Below are 17,651 nucleotides of genomic sequence, written 5' to 3'. Positions count from 1 at the left end.
AGTGTCGGTGGCCGTCGATACAGTCGGGGCATGAGTTCCTCGCCCGCCCACCTGGTCCGTGAGTTCCACCGCGCCTTCGGGCTCGACGCCCGGGGCACTCCGACGCGGGTGTCACCCGGGCTGGCCGCCCAGCGCCGGGATCTGCTCGCCGAGGAGGCCGCGGAGGTCGCCGAGGTGTCGGTCGGCGGTCCGCTGGACCGGCTGGCGCACGAGTTGGCCGACGTCGTCTATGTCGCGTACGGCACGGCCCTGGTGCACGGGATCGACCTCGACGCGGTGCTCGCCGAGGTCCACCGGTCCAATATGACCAAGCTGGGTCCCGACGGCAGGATCGACCGCCGCGCCGACGGCAAGGTCCTCAAGGGCGAGCACTACGAGGCCCCGGACGTGTCCGCGGTCCTGCGCCGCCAGGGGTGGACCGACGGCGCGGCGTGAGGCGCCGGGGGCCGGGACCGGGTGGCGGGTCTCCCTGTCCGCCGTCGCGGGCTGACAGGACGTCGTCGGCCGGGCGCGGGCCCGGGGCTCGGAGGGTCGGCGCGCCGCGCGCTGCATACCCGGCCCCTCAGTCACCCACCCGGGTCTGCGGGCGCGGCTCGGGCACGTGCGTCGGCGCGCTGTCCGCGCCGGATCGTCCGCGCCGGGACCAGCGGGTCGCCAGGGGTTCCGTGTAGCGGGCGGTGAGGGGGCCGACGATGACCAGGATCAGCACGTACGCCGTCGCCAGCGGGCCGAGCGACGGCTCGATACCCGCCGTGACCGCAAGACCGGCGATGACGATCGAGAACTCCCCGCGGGCCACCAGCGCACCGCCCGCCCGCCACCGTCCCTTGACCGAGATCCCGGCGCGCCGGGCCGCCCAGTAGCCGGTGGCGATCTTCGTGGCGGCGGTGACGACCGCCAGGGCGAGGGCCGGAGCGAGAACGGGCGGGATGCTCGCCGGGTCGGTGTGCAGGCCGAAGAAGACGAAGAAGACCGCGGCGAACAGGTCGCGCAGCGGGCTGAGCAGGGTGTGCGCGCCCTCGGCGACCTCCCCCGAGAGCGCGATGCCCACCAGGAACGCCCCCACCGCCGCCGACACCTGCAATTGCTGCGCCACCCCGGCGACCAGGATCGTCAGCCCCAGTACCACCAGGAGCAGCTTCTCCGGATCGTCGCTGGACACGAAACGGGAGATGACCCGCCCGTAGCGCACCGCGGCGAAGAGCACGAGGCCGGCGACGCCCAGCGCGATCGCCAGCGTCACACTGCCGGCCGCCAGCCCGACCCCGGCCACCAGGGCGGTGACGATGGGCAGGTAGACGGCCATGGCCAGGTCCTCCAGGACCAGCACGCTGAGGATCACCGGCGTCTCCCGGTTGCCGACCCGGCCCAGGTCGCCGAGCACCTTGGCGATCACTCCGGACGACGATATCCAGGTGACGCCCGCAAGCACCACGGCCGCCACCGGCCCCCAGCCGAGCAGCAGCGCGGCGACCGCGCCCGGCACGGCGTTGAGGGCGCAGTCGACGAGACCGGAGGGATGGTGGGCCTTGAGGTTGGAGACCAGATCGCTCGCCGTGTACTCCAGGCCGAGCATCAGCAGCAACAGGATGACGCCGATCTCGGCGCCGGTGGCGACGAACTCCTCGCTCGCGCCGAGCGGCAGCAGCCCGCCCTCGCCGAAGGCCAGGCCGGCCAGCAGATAGAGCGGGATCGGCGAGAACTGGAAACGGGCCGCGAACCGGCCGAGCAGCCCCAGCCCGAGGATGATGGAACCGAACTCGATCAGCAGGACTGCGGAGTGCACTCGCTCACTCCCGCCCGAGGACGGCCGCGGCCGCGTCCACACCCTCGCGGGTGCCGATGACGATGAGCGTGTCGCCCCCCGCGAGACGGAAGTCGGGCGCCGGGGACGGAATGGCCTCGGCCCGCCGCAGCACCGCCACGATGGAGGCGCCGGTCTCGGTGCGCATCCGGGTGTCGCCCAGCAGCCGCCCGTTCCAGCGTGAGGTCGCCGCCACCTCGACGCGCTCGGCGACCAGCCCCAGATCCGTCGTGTACAGCAGGCTCGCGCTGTGGTGGGACGGCATCAGCGCGTCGATCAGCGAGCCTGCCTCGGAGGTGGTCAGCCGCACGGACTGGGCGCAGGAGTCGGGGTCGTCGGTCCGGTACACGTTGACGGTACGGGCGCCGTCGCGGTGCGCCACGACCGACAGGTGCCGCTGCTCCCGTGTCACGAGGTCGTACTGGACTCCGATGCCTGGCAGCGGAGTCGTCCGGAGGCGTGGAGCAGGCACGTTTCTTCCCCTTGTCGGTCGTTTGCCGGTCGCCGCAGCCACCGCCGGTGCTCGGCGGACGGCGCAGGCCGTCGCCGGTCGTCACCGAGCGCTCGCGTGACGTCCGTGACGTCTCCCACGGGTGCCCGAGCCGCCATGCTGCCATTCCCCCGTACGGTGACGACATGGGTGTCGTGACGGATGGACAGGGCCGTCGCCGCACGGCGAGGCTGGCCACGGCGGCGCCATGGAGAGCCGACCGGGACGGTGACCGAGGCGACCGTCTGCGCGTCGATCGACGTATCGATCCAAGTGACGACCCAAGTGACGACCCAAGTGACGACCGAAGTGACGAACGAAGCGACGACCGAAGTGACGACCGAGGCGTGACCGGCAGCGGCGGCGCCGGCCGGGCGGGCAGAGGAGGAACCGCGCACATGTCCCTGTTCTGGCGGATCTTCGTCCTCAACGCGGTGGCCCTGGTCGTGGCGGCCGCGCTGCTCCTGGGTCCGGTCACCGTTTCCACGCCCATACTCCCGGGCGAGGTCCTCGTCGTGGTCGCGGGTCTGGCCGCCCTGCTGACCGTCAACGCGGTCGTCCTGCGCATCGGCCTGGCCCCGCTCGCCCGGCTCGGCCGTGCCATGGCCGACGCCGACCTGCTGCATCCCGGAGCCCGTGCCGAGGTCGCGGGACCGGTGGAGACGGCCCAGCTGATCACCACGTACAACGCCATGCTTGACCGGCTGGAGGCCGAGCGCGCCGCCAGTGCGGCAGGGGCTCTGTCCGCCCAGGAGCGCGAGCGTCACCGCGTCGCCCGGGAACTGCACGACGAGGTCGGCCAGACCCTGACTGCCGTGCTGCTCCAGCTGAAGCGCGTCGCCGACCGGGCCCCGGCGGAACTGCGCGAGGAACTGGGCCAGGCACAGGAGGCCACCCGAGCCGGTCTCGACGAGATCCGCCGCATCGCCCGCCGACTGCGGCCCGGCGTCCTCGACGAGCTCGGCCTGCTCAGCGCGCTGCGCTCACTCGCCGGCGAGTTCACCGCGCACGGACTGACGGTGCGCCACGATCTGGGCCGCGGCCTCCCCCCACTGACCGAGGAGACGGAACTGGTGCTCTACCGGGTGGCGCAGGAAGCACTCACCAACACCGCGCGGCACTCCGGCGCCGACCGCGCCGATCTCCGCCTGCGCCCGGTCCCGGGCGGCGTCGAGCTCCTGGTGCGGGACAACGGCGCGGGCCTGGGCCCGGCCGCCGGGGAGGGCGCCGGGGTCCGCGGGATGCGGGAACGGGCCCTGCTGATCGGAGCGAGCCTTACCGTCTCGTCGTCGGCGAACGGCGTCTGCGGCGGTGACTCGGGCGGCGCCGGCGGCGGTCGCGCGAACGGCGTGGGCGGCGGGACGGACGTACGGCTGCGGGCGGCGGCGGACACCGGCCGGGGGGAACCCGCCGGCCGCAGGGGATCCGTCGATCCTTCGGTGCTCGTCGACCGGGCGGAGCCGGCACACCCGGCAGCGCCGGTCGGCCGGGCGCAGACCCCGGCCCCTCGTGGAGGCCGCCGATGACGGACGACGCCCCGCCGGCCACCCCGTCGGCCGGACCTGTCGCAGCGGCCTCGCCCACGCGCGTGCTGCTGGCCGACGATCACACTCTCGTGCGCAGGGGAGTACGGCTCATCCTGGACGGTGAGCCCGATCTCACGGTGGTCGCCGAGGCCGGTGACGGGGCGGAGGCGGTCGAGCGGGCCCGCGCGGGGGACGTCGACCTGGCCGTCCTCGATGTGGCCATGCCCCGGATGACCGGTCTGCAGGCGGCCCGCGAACTCTCCCGGCGCCTCCCGGACCTGCCCATCCTCATCCTCACGATGTACGACAACGAGCAGTACTTCTTCGAGGCCCTCAAGGCGGGCGCCGGCGGGTACGTCCTGAAGTCGGTCGCCGACCGGGACCTGGTCGAGGCGTGCCGGGCGGTCGTGCGCGACGAGCCGTTCATCTACCCGGGCGCGGAGCGGGCCCTCGTCCGCTCCTACCTGGACCGGCTGCACCGCGGCGACGACGTGGGCGGCCTGCCCGAGCGGCCCATCACCGAGCGCGAGGAGGAGATCCTCAAGCTCGTCGCGGAGGGCCACACCTCCCGGGAGATCGGCGCCCTGCTGTTCATCAGCGCCAAGACGGTCGAACGGCACCGCGCCAACCTGCTGCAGAAGCTCGGCATGCGCGACCGGCTGGAGCTGACCCGCTACGCGATCCGCGCCGGCCTCATCGACCCCTGAGGCGTCGCCGGTCGTCCCGCGCGTCAGGGGGCGACGGGCGTTCTCCGCGACCGCCTACCCTTGACGCATGACCAGCAGCAGTGACCGGAGCCTCGCCGTGGACGCGCCCGCACCCAAGAGCTACGAAATCCGCACTTACGGGTGCCAGATGAACGTCCATGACTCCGAGCGATTGTCCGGACTGCTCGAGGAGGCCGGGTACGTACGCGCCCCCGAGGGGTCGGACGGCGACGCGGACGTCGTCGTCTTCAACACCTGCGCGGTGCGTGAGAACGCCGACAACCGGCTCTACGGCAACCTCGGCCGGCTGGCGCCGCGCAAGGCGAGCCGGCCCGGGATGCAGATCGCGGTCGGCGGCTGCCTGGCGCAGAAGGACCGCGACACCATCGTCAAGAAGGCGCCCTGGGTGGACGTCGTCTTCGGCACGCACAACATCGGCAAGCTCCCGGTGCTGCTGGAACGCGCACGCGTGCAGGAAGAGGCGCAGGTCGAGATCGCCGAGTCGCTCGAGGCCTTCCCCTCCACGCTCCCCACGCGACGCGAGAGCGCCTACGCGGCCTGGGTGTCCATCTCCGTCGGCTGCAACAACACCTGCACCTTCTGCATCGTCCCGGCGCTGCGCGGCAAGGAGAAGGACCGGCGCACCGGCGACATCCTCGCCGAGATCGAGGCGCTGGTCGGCGAGGGCGTCAGCGAGATCACCCTGCTCGGCCAGAACGTCAACGCCTACGGCTCCGACATCGGCGACCGCGAGGCTTTCAGCAAGCTGTTGCGCGCGTGCGGCGCGATCGAGGGCCTGGAGCGCGTCCGCTTCACCTCCCCGCACCCGCGTGACTTCACCGACGACGTCATCGCCGCCATGGCCGAGACGCCCAACGTGATGCCGCAGCTGCACATGCCGCTGCAGTCCGGCTCGGACACGGTCCTGAAGGCGATGCGCCGCTCCTACCGGCAGGAGCGTTACCTCGGGATCATCGAGAAGGTGCGCGCCTCCATCCCGCACGCCGCGATCACCACCGACATCATCGTGGGCTTCCCCGGCGAGACCGAGGAGGACTTCGAGCAGACGCTGCACGCGGTGCGCGAGGCCCGGTTCGCGCAGGCCTTCACCTTCCAGTACTCCAAGCGCCCCGGCACGCCGGCCGCGACGATGGAGGACCAGATCCCCAAGGAGGTCGTGCAGGCGCGCTACGAGCGCCTCGTGGCCCTCCAGGAGGAGATCTCCTGGGAGGAGAACAAGAAGCAGGTCGGCCGCACCCTGGAGCTGATGGTCGCCGAGGGCGAGGGCCGTAAGGACGGCGCCACCCACCGCCTCTCCGGCCGCGCCCCCGACAACCGTCTGGTGCACTTCACCAAGCCGGAGCAGGAGGTCCGCCCCGGCGACGTCGTGACCGTGGAGGTCACCTACGCGGCCCCGCACCACCTCCTCGCCGAGGGCGCCGTCCTCGGCGTGCGCCGCACGCGCGCGGGAGGCGCCTGGGAGAAGCGCACCGCCGAGAAGGCTGCGAAACCGGCGGGCGTGATGCTGGGTCTGCCGAAGGTCGGCGCCCCGGAGCCGGTGCCGGCGGCTGCGGCGACCGGCTGCGGCTGCGACTGACAGCCCGAACCGGACCGGGCGGCGGCGAGCGCGAGCCGGCCTTCGCTCGCGCGCACGGCCGTCGACCGCATCGACCGCGTCGACCTCGCGGACGGTCTGATCGGGGACCGGCGCCGGGCTGTCCCGCGGGGTTACGCTGCCGATCATGCTTGTCGCTGCCGCAGTCTGCCCCTGCCCGCCGCTCCTCGTGCCCGAGGTCGCCGCGGGCGCCGCGCCCGAACTGGACCCCGTGCGCACCGCCTGCTCCGACGCGCTGGCCGTGCTGGCGGCCGCGCGCGCGGACCGGCTCGTGGTCGTCGGGCCCGCCGGGCAGTCGGGACGCGGCCCGCACCCCGAGGGGGCCCGGGGTTCGTTCCGGGGCTTCGGAGTGGATCTCGCCGTCCGGCTGGGCCGCGGCGGCGCGGACACGCCCGCCGGACGCGAGCTGCCCCCGTCCCTCGCCGTGGCGGCCTGGCTGCTCGAACGGGCCGGCTGGTCGGGCGCCCCCGTGGAGGGTCTCGGCGTGGGCGAGTCGCTCGCGGCCGAGCGGTGCTTCGAGGCCGGCCGGCAGATCGGCGGCGCGGCGGGGCGGGTCGCGCTCCTGGTGATGGGTGACGGCAGTGCGTGCCGGACGCTGAAGGCCCCGGGTTACCTCGACGAGCGCGCCGCGCCGTTCGACGGGGCGGTCGCCCGGGCGCTCGGCACGGCGGACGTCGAGGCCCTCGAGGCGCTGGACGCCGAGCTGGCGTACGAGCTCAAGGCGGCGGGCCGGGCGCCCTGGCAGGTGCTGGCGGGCGCCGCCGGGGGCACGGAACCGGCCGGCGCCCTGCTGTACGACGACGCGCCGTACGGCGTGGGGTACTTCGTCGCGACCTGGTCGTAGCCGCGCGTCCACGGCGCCCGGCACAGACCGGCGGACGGCCGCGGGCGGGTTCGCCACGCGGCCGTCCGCCGTTCGCCGGGTCGGCGCAGGTGCTGCTCAGGAGGTCGGCGGGGGTGTGTTCGGCGGCGTGAAGGTGTCGCCGCCCCCTGCGGACCCGTCCTTGTGCGCGAGCCGGTCCATGGCGCCCTTGGCCTTGCCGGTGCCCGTGTGGATCCTGTCGCTGTACTTGCCCTTGGTCTTCTCGTCGACGACGTGCGCGGCCTTGTCGATGCCGTGCTGGATCTTGTCCCCGTGCTGGAGCGCGAGGTCCGAGACCTTGCCTCTGGCCGGGGTGAGCTTGGCCTTCAAACTGTCCAAAAGACCCATGGGTCACCTTCCTCGCGGGTTCCTCACGTGCGGGCGCCGTCGTCCGCCGCGCTGTCGGCGGCCTCCTCGGCGGACTGCTGCCGGGGGATTCCGACGCCGTCGCCGGCGGCCGGCTCCGTCTCGCTCTCCGGCTCCGTCTCGCTCTCCGGCTCCGGCCCGGTTTTTGACTCGGCCGTCGACCCGTTCTCCGTCCTGGGTTCGGACCCGGCGGCCGTGCCCTCGGCTTCGGCCTCGGCTTCGGTCCCGGCAGGCTCCGATGCCGGGGAGGCTTCGCCCGGCTGCTCCGCCTCGTCGACGGTCGTCGTCTCCGGTGTCGCCTCCTCCGCCGCGGCTTCCTCTGTCGCCGCCTCCTCAGAGGCCTTCGACCTTCCGAAAAGTCGTTCCAAAACGCCCATATCCACTCCATACGGTACTCGTGCGGGCGAAATCCCGCGTCGGGCGGTGCGTCCGTTCGCGTTACCGGAGGCCGCCGCTCCCGCCGGGGCGACGGGAATCCCGCAACGGGGAACGACACCGCTCCGGCCCCGTCACGTAACTCGTTCGAGGGTGGGCGTGGAGGTTTGCGAGACTGGTGCCGTGAGCAGCGCACCCCCCGCCCCCCGCGTCATCGCCGTCGTCGGACCGACCGCGGCCGGAAAGTCCGATCTGGGCGTCTTCCTGGCCCAGCGACTCGGCGGCGAGGTCGTCAACGCCGACTCCATGCAGCTGTACCGAGGGATGGACATCGGCACCGCCAAACTGACGGCCGAGGAGCGCGGCGGCGTCCCGCACCACCTCCTGGACGTCTGGGACGTCACGGTCACCGCCTCCGTCGCCGAGTACCAGCGGCTGGCCCGGGAGCGCATCGACGCCCTGCTCGCCGAGGGCAGGTGGCCGATCCTGGTCGGCGGCTCCGGCCTGTACGTCCGCGGCGCCGTCGACAACCTGGAGTTCCCCGGCACCGACCCCGAGGTCCGTGCCCGGCTGGAGGAGGAACTCACGCTGCGAGGTTCGGGAGCGCTGCACGCCCGGCTGGCCGCGGCCGACCCGGAGGCCGCGCAGGCGATCCTCCCCGGCAACGGCCGCCGTATCGTCCGGGCGCTCGAGGTGATCGAGATCACCGGCAAGCCCTTCACCGCCAACCTGCCCGGACACGACTCGGTCTACGACACCGTCCAGATCGGCGTGGACGTGGCGCGCCCGGAACTCGACGAGCGCATCGCCCGCCGCGTCGACCGGATGTGGGACGCGGGACTCGTGGACGAGGTCCGCGCGCTGGAGGCCCGGGGCCTGCGCGAGGGCCGCACGGCCTCACGCGCGCTCGGCTATCAGCAGGTCCTCACGGCCCTGAGCGGCGAGTGCACGCAGGACGAGGCGCGCGCGGAGACCGTGCGTGCCACCAAGCGCTTCGCGCGCCGTCAGGATTCCTGGTTCAGGCGCGATCCGCGGGTGCACTGGTTGAGTGGGGCTGCGGCCGATCTCACAGAACTTCCGGAGTCCGCACTGGCGTTCGTGGAGCGACCGGTCACAGCCTGATCACGTCATTGCATCGGGACGCCCAGGCCGTCATCCAGGCCTCCTGCGCCGTGCCATCATCGAGCTTCGATCGACCAAGTGGAGTCCGAGTTGGGAGGGCGCGTGGCGATGGAGGCCGGCCCTCGCGACACCGCACACGGCACCGAACACCTCACCACCGAGCGTGGTGAACCGGAGCCGGAGGAAGGCCGTCTGAGCCCGGACGGGCCGGACGACGACGACACCCAGGGCGGCGTGACCGACGACGGCCCCGAGCCCGAGGAGATGTTCACGAGCGGCCCCGAGGTCGAGGTCGAGCTGCGTCCGCAGCGCCGGCTGCGGATCTGGCAGCTCGCGCCCATCGTGGCCCTGGCCGCCATCGGCTCCCTGATGTTCGCCTTCCCGCTCGCCTTCGACTTCGGCGACAGCGGCGCCATGATCGCCATGCTCGGGCTGCTGATCTGCTTCTGCGCGGCCGGATGGGGCATGACGGCCGCCCGCCGGGTCGGTTACACGTGGCCCGGGCTGCCCGCGCGCGGTTCCGGGCGCAGACCCGACTGGCGGGTCGCCCTCTCCTACGTCGTGATGGTCGCGGCGGTCGTGGCGCTGGCCGTCTGGCGGGTCGCCAGGCTGCGCTGAGCCTGCCCGGCGCCACGCCGTACGATCGAGGAATGAGCACCCGGATCGCCTTCCTCAAGGGGCACGGGACCGAGAACGACTTCGTGATCGTCCCGGACCCCGAGAACGCCGTAGACCTCTCCCCGGCCCACGTCGCCGCCCTGTGCGACCGTCGCGCGGGCATCGGGGGCGACGGGGTGCTGCACGTCGTGCGGTCCGCGGCGCACCCCGAGGCCGTGCACATGGCCGCCGAGGCGGAGTGGTTCATGGACTACCGCAACGGCGACGGCTCCGTCGCCGAGATGTGCGGCAACGGCGTCCGCGTGTTCGCGCGCTACCTCCAGTACGCCGGACTCGTCACCGACGGCGATCTCTCGGTCGCCACGCGCGGGGGCGTGAAGCGCGTGCACCTCGCGAAGGACGGCGACGTCACGGTCGGCATGGGCAGGGCCCGCCTTCCCGAGGGCGACGTCACGGTGAGCGTCGGTGAGCGCAGCTGGCCCGCGCGCAACGTGAACATGGGCAACCCGCACGCCGTCGCCTTCGTGGACGACCTCGCGCACGCGGGCGCCCTGCTCTCCCCGCCGCCCTTCAGCCCCGCGGCCGCCTACCCGGACGGGGTCAACGTCGAGTTCGTCGTGGACCGCGGCCCGCGGCACGTCGCACTGCGCGTGCACGAGCGCGGATCCGGCGAGACCCGCTCGTGCGGCACCGGCGCGTGCGCCGTCGCCGTGGCCGCCGCGCGCAGGGACGGCGCCGACCCCGCGGCCACCGGAACCCCCGTCACGTACACGGTCGACCTTCCGGGCGGACGCCTGGTGATCACCGAGCGGCCCGACGGCGAGATCGAGATGACCGGGCCGGCCGTGATCGTCGCCACAGGAGAGCTCGATTCCGAATGGCTGGAAACAGCTGCTCGCTGACACTGTCGAGACTTGGTATCGGAGGCGGGGCGCGCCCTGGGGGCTCGATGGGGCATCCCTGCCCCGACCAAGGGGTTCGAATGCGCCGTCGGATCCAGCTCTGGTGGCTCGAAACGGTAAACCTGGGATTCGTCGCTCGAATGGGTGATCCGTTTCACGCTCGGCGAGAGGCGGTCAGTCGCGCGTGATGGGCTCGGTAGCATCAAGCACCGGCCCGGACGGGGGACCGTTCAACCAGTCCCCTGAGCCGTGTCCGCCCTGGGACACCCCGTCCGCCGGTCCACGCAGCCGGAGGTGCCCATGAGTGCGGAGGCCACGAACCCTGCGACCCCAGGCCCGGTAACCCCGGCCACGCCCCGCAGGCGCAGCCTTCCCCGGATCGACCTGCGCCGTCTGGGCCGGGCCGCGCTGCTCGGCCCCGCCTCCCGCGGCCGGCTGCCCGACGCGATCAGCCACGTCGTCGAGGTCCATCGCGCGCACCACCCCGACGCCGACCTCGAACCCCTGCGCCGCGCCTATGTGCTCGCCGAGTCCTCGCACCGCGGGCAGATGCGCAAGAGCGGCGAGCCCTACATCACCCACCCCCTCGCGGTGACGTTGATCCTCGCCGAACTCGGCGCGGAGACCACCGCCTTGACGGCCTCGCTGCTCCACGACACCGTCGAGGACACCGATGTGACGCTCGATCAGGTCGGCGAGGAGTTCGGCGCCGAGGTGCGTTATCTCGTCGACGGCGTGACGAAGTTGGAGAAGGTCGACTACGGCGCCGCCGCCGAACCCGAGACGTTCCGAAAGATGCTCGTCGCCACCGGCAACGACGTCCGCGTGATGTCGATCAAACTCGCCGACCGGCTGCACAACATGCGCACCCTCGGCGTGATGCGCCCCGAGAAGCAGGCGCGCATCGCCAAGGTGACCCGCGAGGTCCTCATCCCGCTCGCCGAACGCCTGGGTGTCCAGGCCCTCAAGACGGAGCTGGAGGACCTCGTCTTCGCGATCCTGCACCCCGAGGAGTACGCGCACACCCGCGAGCTGATCGCCGGCAACGAGGCGCAGGAGACCGACCCGCTCGCCGAGTTCTCCGACGTGATGCGCGCAGTGCTGCGCGAGGCCGGCATCCAGGCCGAAGTCCTCATCAGGCCTCGGCACTTCGTCTCCGTCCACCGGGTCTCCCGCAAACGGGGCCGGCTGCGGGGCTGCGACTTCGGCCGCCTGCTGGTGCTGGTGAACGAGGACGCCGACTGCTACGCCGTGCTGGGCGAACTGCACACCTGTATGACGCCGGTCGTCTCGGAGTTCAAGGACTTCATCGCGGTTCCCAAGTTCAACCTGTACCAGTCGCTGCACACCGCCGTGGCCCGCGAGGACGGCCAGGTCGCGGAAGTCCTCATCCGCACGCACCAGATGCACAAGGTCGCCGAGGCCGGCGTCATCGCGCTCGGCAACCCCTACACGGCCTCCGCGGAGGAACACACCGGCCCGGGCGCCCCCGCGGACGAGGAGCGCGTCGACCCCACCCGTCCCGGCTGGCTCTCCCGCCTCCTGGACTGGCAGGAGGCGGCGCCCGATCCCGACACCTTCTGGTCGACCCTGCGCGAGGACCTCGCCCAGGACCGCGAGATCACCGTCTACCGGCCCGACGGCGGCGCCCTCGGCCTGCCCGAGGGGGCCACCTGCGTGGACGCCGCCTACGCGCAGTACGGCGAAGACGCCCACGCCTGTATCGGCGCCCGGGTGAACGGCCGCCTGGCGACCCTCAGCACCGTCCTGCGGGACGGCGACACCGTCCAGCTCCTGATGGGCCAGGACCCGGCCTCGGAGCCCTCCCGGGAGTGGCTGGAGCACGCCCACACCCCTGGCGCCCGGATCGCCATCCAGCGCTGGCTGACGACGCACCCCGCGCCCGCCGAGAACGCCGCCGCCGAACCCGCCGCGGGCTCCGTCGCCGAGACCGCGCCGTCCGTCCGGTCCGCGGCCGACGCCGCGCCGGCGGACCCCTCCGCCCCGAGTCCCGGAGCAGCGATCACCGTCGTCGACCGGCCCGACGCGCACGTCCGGCTAGCCGGGTGCTGTACGCCCGTGCCGCTCGACGAGGTCACCGGCTTCGCGGTGCGCGGGGGAGTGGTGACCGTGCACCGCGTCGAGTGCGCCGCGGTGGCGCGCATGGCGGACGCGGGGCGCGAGGAGGTCGCCGTGCGCTGGGGCGACACCACCGGATGCCGGGTCACCCTGGTCGCCGAGTCGTTCGGACGCCCCCACCTGCTCGCCGACCTCACCGAGGCCATGGCGCTCGAGGGCGCCGAGATCGTCTCCGCCACCGTCGAACCGCCGAGCCAGCAGCGGGTCCGCCACACCTACACCGTCCGACTGCCCGACGCGGCCCACCTGCCCGACCTGCTGCGGGCCATGCGCAACGTGCCCGGCGTGTACGACGTGGGGCGCGCGCAGCACCACGCGGCGGCCCCCTCCGGGACGAGGTAGGTCTGCCCACGCGCGCGTGAACCACCCGTTCGGGTGGGCCGGGCGCGCGTCGCCCACGCGGCGCCCCCGCCCGCTGGTAGCGGTGGTGCATGCTGCTCACCCCCCGCGCCCGGCTGAAGTCCGCGCTGCTCGCCTCGGCCGTCTCCGTCTGCCTCGTCGCCGCGAGCGCGCCGGCGGCCCCGCTCGGCGTCGGCGACCGCCTCTTCCCGAACCTGGGCAACCCCGGCTACGACGTCGCGTCGTACGACCTGTCCTTCACCTACTCCGGCGCCAACGACAAGCCGCTCCAGGCCGTCACCGTCATCAACGCCTGGACCACCGCCGCCCTGGACCGGATCAACCTCGACTTCGCGCACGGCAAGGTCGACTCGGTCGAGGTGGACGGCAGGCCGGCCGCCTTCACCGGAGTGGACGACGACCTGGTGATCACTCCGCGGGACACGCTCGTCCCGGGCAGCTGGATGCGCATCACCGTGCGGCACACCAGCGATCCCGTGATGAGCGGCGACCGCGACGGCGGCTGGGTCAGGACCACGGACGGTCTCGCCATGGCCAACCAGGCGGACGCCGCCCACCTCGTCTTCCCGTGCAACGACCACCCCTCCGACAAGGCGATGTTCACCATCCGGGTCACCGCGCCGGACGCCTACACCGCCGTCGCGGGCGGGCTGCCCGCCGGCGTGGAGAAGTCCGGCGGGACGACCACCTGGACGTACCGCACCCAGCACCCCATGGCCACCGAGCTCGCCCAGGTGTCCGTGGGCCGCTCCACCGTCGTGCACCGGGAGGGGCCGCACGCGCTGCCGCTGCGGGACGTCGTGCCCACCAAGGACCGCGCCGTCCTCGAGCCCTGGCTGAAGAAGACCCCCGAACAGATCGCGTGGCTGGAACGCAAGGTCGGCCCCTTCCCCTTCGAGACGTACGGGCTGCTCATGGCCGACGCCTCCACCGGGTTCGAACTCGAGACGCAGACACTGTCCCTCTTCGAGAAGGACCTCTTCACCCAGCCCGCCTACCCCAGGTGGTACGTCGAGTCGATCATGGTCCACGAGCTGGCCCACCAGTGGTTCGGCGACAGCGTCTCGCCGCGCACCTGGTCCGACCTGTGGCTGAACGAGGGGCACGCCACCTGGTACGAGGCGCTGTATGCGGAGGAGAAGTCGGGCCGCACCCTGGAGGCGCGCATGAAGGCGGCCTACGGCGCCTCCGACCGCTGGCGCGCCGCGGGAGGACCGCCCGCCCTGCCCAAGGCGCCGAAGGCCGGCCAGAAGATCAGCATCTTCCGGCCCAACGTGTACGACGGCGCCGCGCTCGTCCTGTACGCGCTGCGCCAGGAGATCGGCCGGGCTGCGTTCGCACACCTGGAGCGCGCCTGGACGCACAATCACCGGGACTCGACGGCGAGCACGGCCGACTTCGCCCGCCTCGCCGAGAACGTCTCCGGACGCGACCTGACCCCGTTCTTCAGGGAGTGGCTCTACGGCGAGAAGACCCCGCCGATGCCGGGCCACCCGGACTGGAAGGCGACGGCCCCGGCCTTGAAGAACCCCGTCGGGAACGCTCCGAAGCCCGCTCCGCAGGCCCCGCCCGCCGCGAAATAAGGCCGTGACGAGACGGGCCGTGCCGTGCGACCATCGTCAGGTCGCCGCGGCACGGGAGGCGGGAATCTCCCGGCCCGCTCGGACGTTGAGCAGCATGTAGGACGGCGACTCGGCATCTCCAACGACGTAAGGACCCAATGACCTCCTCTTCTTCCTTTTCCCAGGACACCCAGCGCATGGCGCACGCCTACCCCGAAGGTCTTCGGGCCGATGCCCTGATGGAAGAGGACGTCGCCTGGAGTCACGAGATCGACGGAGACCGGGACGGCGAACAGTTCGACCGCTCCGAGCGCGCGGCGCTGCGCCGTGTGGCGGGCCTCTCCACCGAGCTCGAGGACGTCACCGAGGTCGAGTACCGCCAGCTCCGCCTGGAGCGGGTCGTGCTCGTGGGCGTCTGGACCACGGGGACCGCGCGGGACGCGGACAACTCCCTCGCGGAGCTGGCCGCCCTCGCGGAGACCGCGGGCGCGCTCGTGCTCGACGGCGTCGTCCAGCGCCGCGACAAGCCCGACGCGGCCACCTACATCGGCTCGGGCAAGGCGAACGAGCTGCGCGACATCGTCCTCGAGACGGGCGCCGACACCGTCATCTGCGACGGTGAGCTCAGCCCGGGCCAGCTCATCCACCTCGAGGACGTCGTCAAGGTCAAGGTCATCGACCGTACGGCCCTGATCCTCGACATCTTCGCCCAGCACGCCAAGTCCCGGGAGGGCAAGGCGCAGGTCGCGCTCGCGCAGATGCAGTACATGCTGCCGAGGCTGCGCGGCTGGGGCCAGTCGCTGTCCCGTCAGATGGGCGGCGGCAAGGGCGGCGGCCTCGCCACCCGCGGTCCCGGTGAGACCAAGATCGAGACGGACCGGCGGCGGATCCGCGAGAAGATGGCGAAGATGCGCCGGGAGATCGCGGAGATGAAGACCGGCCGCGAGATCAAGCGCCAGGAGCGCAAGCGTCACAAGGTGCCGTCCGTCGCCATCGCGGGCTACACCAACGCGGGCAAGTCCTCCCTGCTCAACCGGCTCACGGGCGCGGGCGTCCTGGTCGAGAACGCCCTGTTCGCGACCCTGGACCCGACCGTGCGCCGGGCCGAGACGCCCAGCGGCCGTCTGTACACCCTGGCGGACACCGTCGGTTTCGTCCGGCACCTGCCGCACCACCTGGTCGAGGCGTTCCGCTCCACCATGGAGGAGGTCGGCGAGTCCGACCTGATCCTGCACGTGGTGGACGGCTCGCACCCCGACCCGGAGGAGCAGCTGGCCGCCGTACGCGAGGTGGTCCGCGACGTCGGCGCCACCGGCGTGCCCGAGATCGTCGTCATCAACAAGGCGGACGCGGCCGATCCGCTGACGCTGCAGCGGCTCATGCGGGTCGAGAAGCGCTCCATCGCTGTCTCCGCCCGCACCGGCCAGGGCATCGAAGAGCTGCTCGCACTGATCGACGACGAGCTGCCGAGGCCGTCCGTCGAGATCGAGGCGCTCGTGCCGTACACGCACGGCAAGCTCGTCGCACGTGCCCACGACGAGGGCGAGGTGATCTCCGCGGAGCACACGGCGGAGGGCACCCTGCTCAAGGCGCGGGTCCACGAGGAGCTGGCGGCGGAACTCGCTCCGTACGTGCCGGCGCCGGCCACCTGAGCCGAGCCGGCGTCCTGAACCGCTGAACGCGTGAAGGCCCGCCCCCTGCGGCAAGCAGGGGGCGGGCCTTCACGTGTGCGTGCGGCCCGGCACTCGCCGGACGCCCGCGGCCGTGCGTGCGGGCTACCGGCCGGCGAACTTCTTGCTCACCGAGTCGTACACGCCCTTGGCCACGTCGTTCAGCCGCGGGCCCGCGAGCCAGCCCGCCTTCACCGGACCGATCGACGTGTTCGACACCAGCGCGGGCTTTCCGTCCGAGCCGGTGGCGACCCAGCCGCCGCCCGAGGCGCCGCCGGTCATCGTGCAGCCGATGCGGTACATCGTCGGGTCCGCGGTGCTGAGCGAGAACCGTCCCGGCTTGTCCTTGCACTGGTAGAGCTTCTGCCCGTCGTAGGGCGCCGCCGCCGGGTAACCGGTCGCGGTGATACGGCTCACCTTCGGCACCGCCGGGGCCTTGAAGTCCACCGGGAGCGCCGAACCGACCGTCTCCTCCAGGGACTTGCCCGAACCGCCCTCCTCCGGCGTCACATGGATGACGGCGTAGTCGTAGGAGGCGCCGTCACCGCCGGTCTGGCCGCCCTGGGCGATCCACTGGTCGGAGGTCTGCGCCCAGTCGCCCCACCACACGCCGTAGGGAGCGGCCTCCTCCTTGGTCGCCGACTGCATCTGCGCGGCCGTCTTGCCCGAGTCGTTGTACGACGGGACGAACGCGATGTTCCGGTACCAGCCGCCCTTCTTGCCGGCGTGCACGCAGTGACCAGCCGTCCAGACGAGGTTGGACTTGCCCGGGTGGGCCGGGTCCCGCACGACCGTCGCCGAGCAGACCATCGTCCCCTCGGGGGAGTCGAAGAAGACCTTGCCGGCCTGGGGCGCGTTGGCGTGGTACGTGGGGGACACCGCCTTCGCCTCCACCGCCGCCGGCGTCGGGTCGGTCACCCCCTGGTCGCCCGAGAGGTCGCTGTCGTCGACGCCGCGGTCCGGGTCCTCGGCCTCCCGCATCCGGTCCGGGTCCCACAGCCCCTTGATGATCGGGTTGACGTAGTCCTGCGCCTCGCGCAGCCAGTCGTCCCTGTCCCAGTTCTTCCAGGCGCCGTTCTTCCACTTGTCGAGATCGATCCCGTGCTCTTTGAGCCGGTCCTTGATGTCGTCCGGGATCGTGATCTTTCCGTCGTCCGTGGCCGACGCCGAGGCGCTCGCCTGACCGCTCGCATCGGCGTCGCCCGAGTCGCAGGCGGTCGCGGTGAGCGCGAGCACCGAGGCGAGGGCGAGGGCGCTCAGCACGGGGGAGGTTCTGCGACGCGCGTTCCTCCCCCGGCGAGCGGTGGACGACGGCCGTATGGATCGCATGCTGGTTACTCCCCCTGCTGTCAACGAACGTGAAGCTCCGGCCGTCCCGCAGAGCGAACCCGGCGGAACACGGTCGAACGCGATCAGACGTAGCTGTACTCCGCCGAGCTCGGTTCAACTCGACCTGACACAAACGAACTCGGTCACGCCCCGTCGAACTCATGGTGATCCCACGCCGAGTTCAAGCGGGTCTCACGACCGGGT

17 protein-coding genes are annotated in these 17,651 nt (G+C 72.4%); 12 read left to right on the top strand and 5 right to left on the bottom strand.

What is annotated here, in order from left to right; genetic code table 11:
• The first annotated feature begins 30 nt into the window (after positions 1 to 30).
• The gene (locus OHS82_RS12820; RefSeq protein ID WP_057575338.1) at positions 31 to 435 is read left to right on the top strand and encodes a MazG nucleotide pyrophosphohydrolase domain-containing protein; all 405 of its coding nucleotides are present in this window, start codon (positions 31 to 33) and stop codon (positions 433 to 435) included.
• Positions 436 to 562: 127 nt separating this feature from the next.
• Here OHS82_RS12820 and OHS82_RS12815 read toward each other — a convergent pair whose 3' ends face one another.
• The gene (locus OHS82_RS12815) at positions 563 to 1,786 is read right to left on the bottom strand and encodes a cation:proton antiporter (RefSeq protein WP_057575340.1); all 1,224 of its coding nucleotides are present in this window, start codon (positions 1,784 to 1,786) and stop codon (positions 563 to 565) included.
• Positions 1,787 to 1,790: 4 nt separating this feature from the next.
• On the bottom strand, positions 1,791 to 2,276 hold the full coding sequence (locus OHS82_RS12810; RefSeq protein ID WP_057575342.1) for a cation:proton antiporter regulatory subunit: 486 nt from the start codon (positions 2,274 to 2,276) through the stop codon (positions 1,791 to 1,793).
• 246 nt (positions 2,277 to 2,522) lie between these two features.
• On the opposite strand from OHS82_RS12810, the gene OHS82_RS12805 reads away from it, so the two are divergent.
• From OHS82_RS12805 to OHS82_RS12785, 5 genes are all read left to right on the top strand, one after another.
• The gene (locus tag OHS82_RS12805; protein ID WP_277922372.1) at positions 2,523 to 2,645 is read left to right on the top strand and encodes a hypothetical protein; all 123 of its coding nucleotides are present in this window, start codon (positions 2,523 to 2,525) and stop codon (positions 2,643 to 2,645) included.
• 47 nt (positions 2,646 to 2,692) lie between these two features.
• Complete coding sequence (locus OHS82_RS12800; RefSeq protein ID WP_079041007.1) at positions 2,693 to 3,820, top strand: HAMP domain-containing sensor histidine kinase; 1,128 nt, start codon at positions 2,693 to 2,695, stop codon at positions 3,818 to 3,820.
• Complete coding sequence (locus tag OHS82_RS12795) at positions 3,817 to 4,527, top strand: response regulator (RefSeq protein WP_057575345.1); 711 nt, start codon at positions 3,817 to 3,819, stop codon at positions 4,525 to 4,527. Before OHS82_RS12800 ends, OHS82_RS12795 begins: the two co-directional genes overlap by 4 nt.
• A gap of 67 nt (positions 4,528 to 4,594) precedes the next feature.
• Positions 4,595 to 6,124: a tRNA (N6-isopentenyl adenosine(37)-C2)-methylthiotransferase MiaB gene (gene miaB, locus OHS82_RS12790; RefSeq protein WP_328433890.1), complete on the top strand. Its 1,530-nt coding sequence runs from the start codon at positions 4,595 to 4,597 to the stop codon at positions 6,122 to 6,124.
• Positions 6,125 to 6,269: 145 nt separating this feature from the next.
• On the top strand, positions 6,270 to 6,986 hold the full coding sequence (locus tag OHS82_RS12785; protein WP_328433889.1) for a class III extradiol dioxygenase subunit B-like domain-containing protein: 717 nt from the start codon (positions 6,270 to 6,272) through the stop codon (positions 6,984 to 6,986).
• Between the two features lie 96 nt (positions 6,987 to 7,082).
• Here the strand turns inward: OHS82_RS12785 and OHS82_RS12780 are convergent, their stop codons facing one another.
• A complete protein-coding gene (locus tag OHS82_RS12780) occupies positions 7,083 to 7,352 on the bottom strand; it encodes an antitoxin (protein WP_057575351.1) in 270 nt (89 codons plus the stop codon).
• A gap of 23 nt (positions 7,353 to 7,375) precedes the next feature.
• Entirely contained in the window at positions 7,376 to 7,747 is a 372-nt protein-coding gene (locus OHS82_RS12775) for a hypothetical protein (protein ID WP_328433888.1), read from the bottom strand.
• 181 nt (positions 7,748 to 7,928) lie between these two features.
• On the opposite strand from OHS82_RS12775, the gene miaA reads away from it, so the two are divergent.
• From miaA to hflX, 6 genes are all read left to right on the top strand, one after another.
• Entirely contained in the window at positions 7,929 to 8,867 is a 939-nt protein-coding gene (miaA, locus tag OHS82_RS12770; RefSeq protein ID WP_328433887.1) for a tRNA (adenosine(37)-N6)-dimethylallyltransferase MiaA, read from the top strand.
• Positions 8,868 to 8,975: 108 nt separating this feature from the next.
• The gene (locus OHS82_RS12765; RefSeq protein ID WP_057575357.1) at positions 8,976 to 9,485 is read left to right on the top strand and encodes a hypothetical protein; all 510 of its coding nucleotides are present in this window, start codon (positions 8,976 to 8,978) and stop codon (positions 9,483 to 9,485) included.
• A 32-nt stretch (positions 9,486 to 9,517) separates the two neighbouring features.
• Entirely contained in the window at positions 9,518 to 10,387 is an 870-nt protein-coding gene (dapF, locus tag OHS82_RS12760) for a diaminopimelate epimerase (RefSeq protein ID WP_057575359.1), read from the top strand.
• 300 nt (positions 10,388 to 10,687) lie between these two features.
• A complete protein-coding gene (locus OHS82_RS12755) occupies positions 10,688 to 12,868 on the top strand; it encodes a RelA/SpoT family protein (protein ID WP_057575360.1) in 2,181 nt (726 codons plus the stop codon).
• A gap of 89 nt (positions 12,869 to 12,957) precedes the next feature.
• Complete coding sequence (locus OHS82_RS12750; RefSeq protein ID WP_057575362.1) at positions 12,958 to 14,469, top strand: M1 family metallopeptidase; 1,512 nt, start codon at positions 12,958 to 12,960, stop codon at positions 14,467 to 14,469.
• Positions 14,470 to 14,606: 137 nt separating this feature from the next.
• The gene (hflX, locus tag OHS82_RS12745; RefSeq protein ID WP_057575364.1) at positions 14,607 to 16,100 is read left to right on the top strand and encodes a GTPase HflX; all 1,494 of its coding nucleotides are present in this window, start codon (positions 14,607 to 14,609) and stop codon (positions 16,098 to 16,100) included.
• 123 nt (positions 16,101 to 16,223) lie between these two features.
• On the opposite strand, the gene OHS82_RS12740 is transcribed toward hflX, so the two are convergent.
• Positions 16,224 to 17,447 (bottom strand): trypsin-like serine peptidase, encoded by a 1,224-nt coding sequence (locus tag OHS82_RS12740; protein WP_057575366.1) that lies wholly within the window; start codon positions 17,445 to 17,447, stop codon positions 16,224 to 16,226.
• Positions 17,448 to 17,651 lie beyond the last annotated feature (204 nt).

The sequence above is a fragment of the Streptomyces sp. NBC_00425 genome (assembly GCF_036030735.1).
GTDB lineage: Bacteria > Actinomycetota > Actinomycetes > Streptomycetales > Streptomycetaceae > Streptomyces.
Note: the sequence above shows the minus strand (reverse complement) of the source record. Positions and strands in the feature narration are given on the sequence as shown.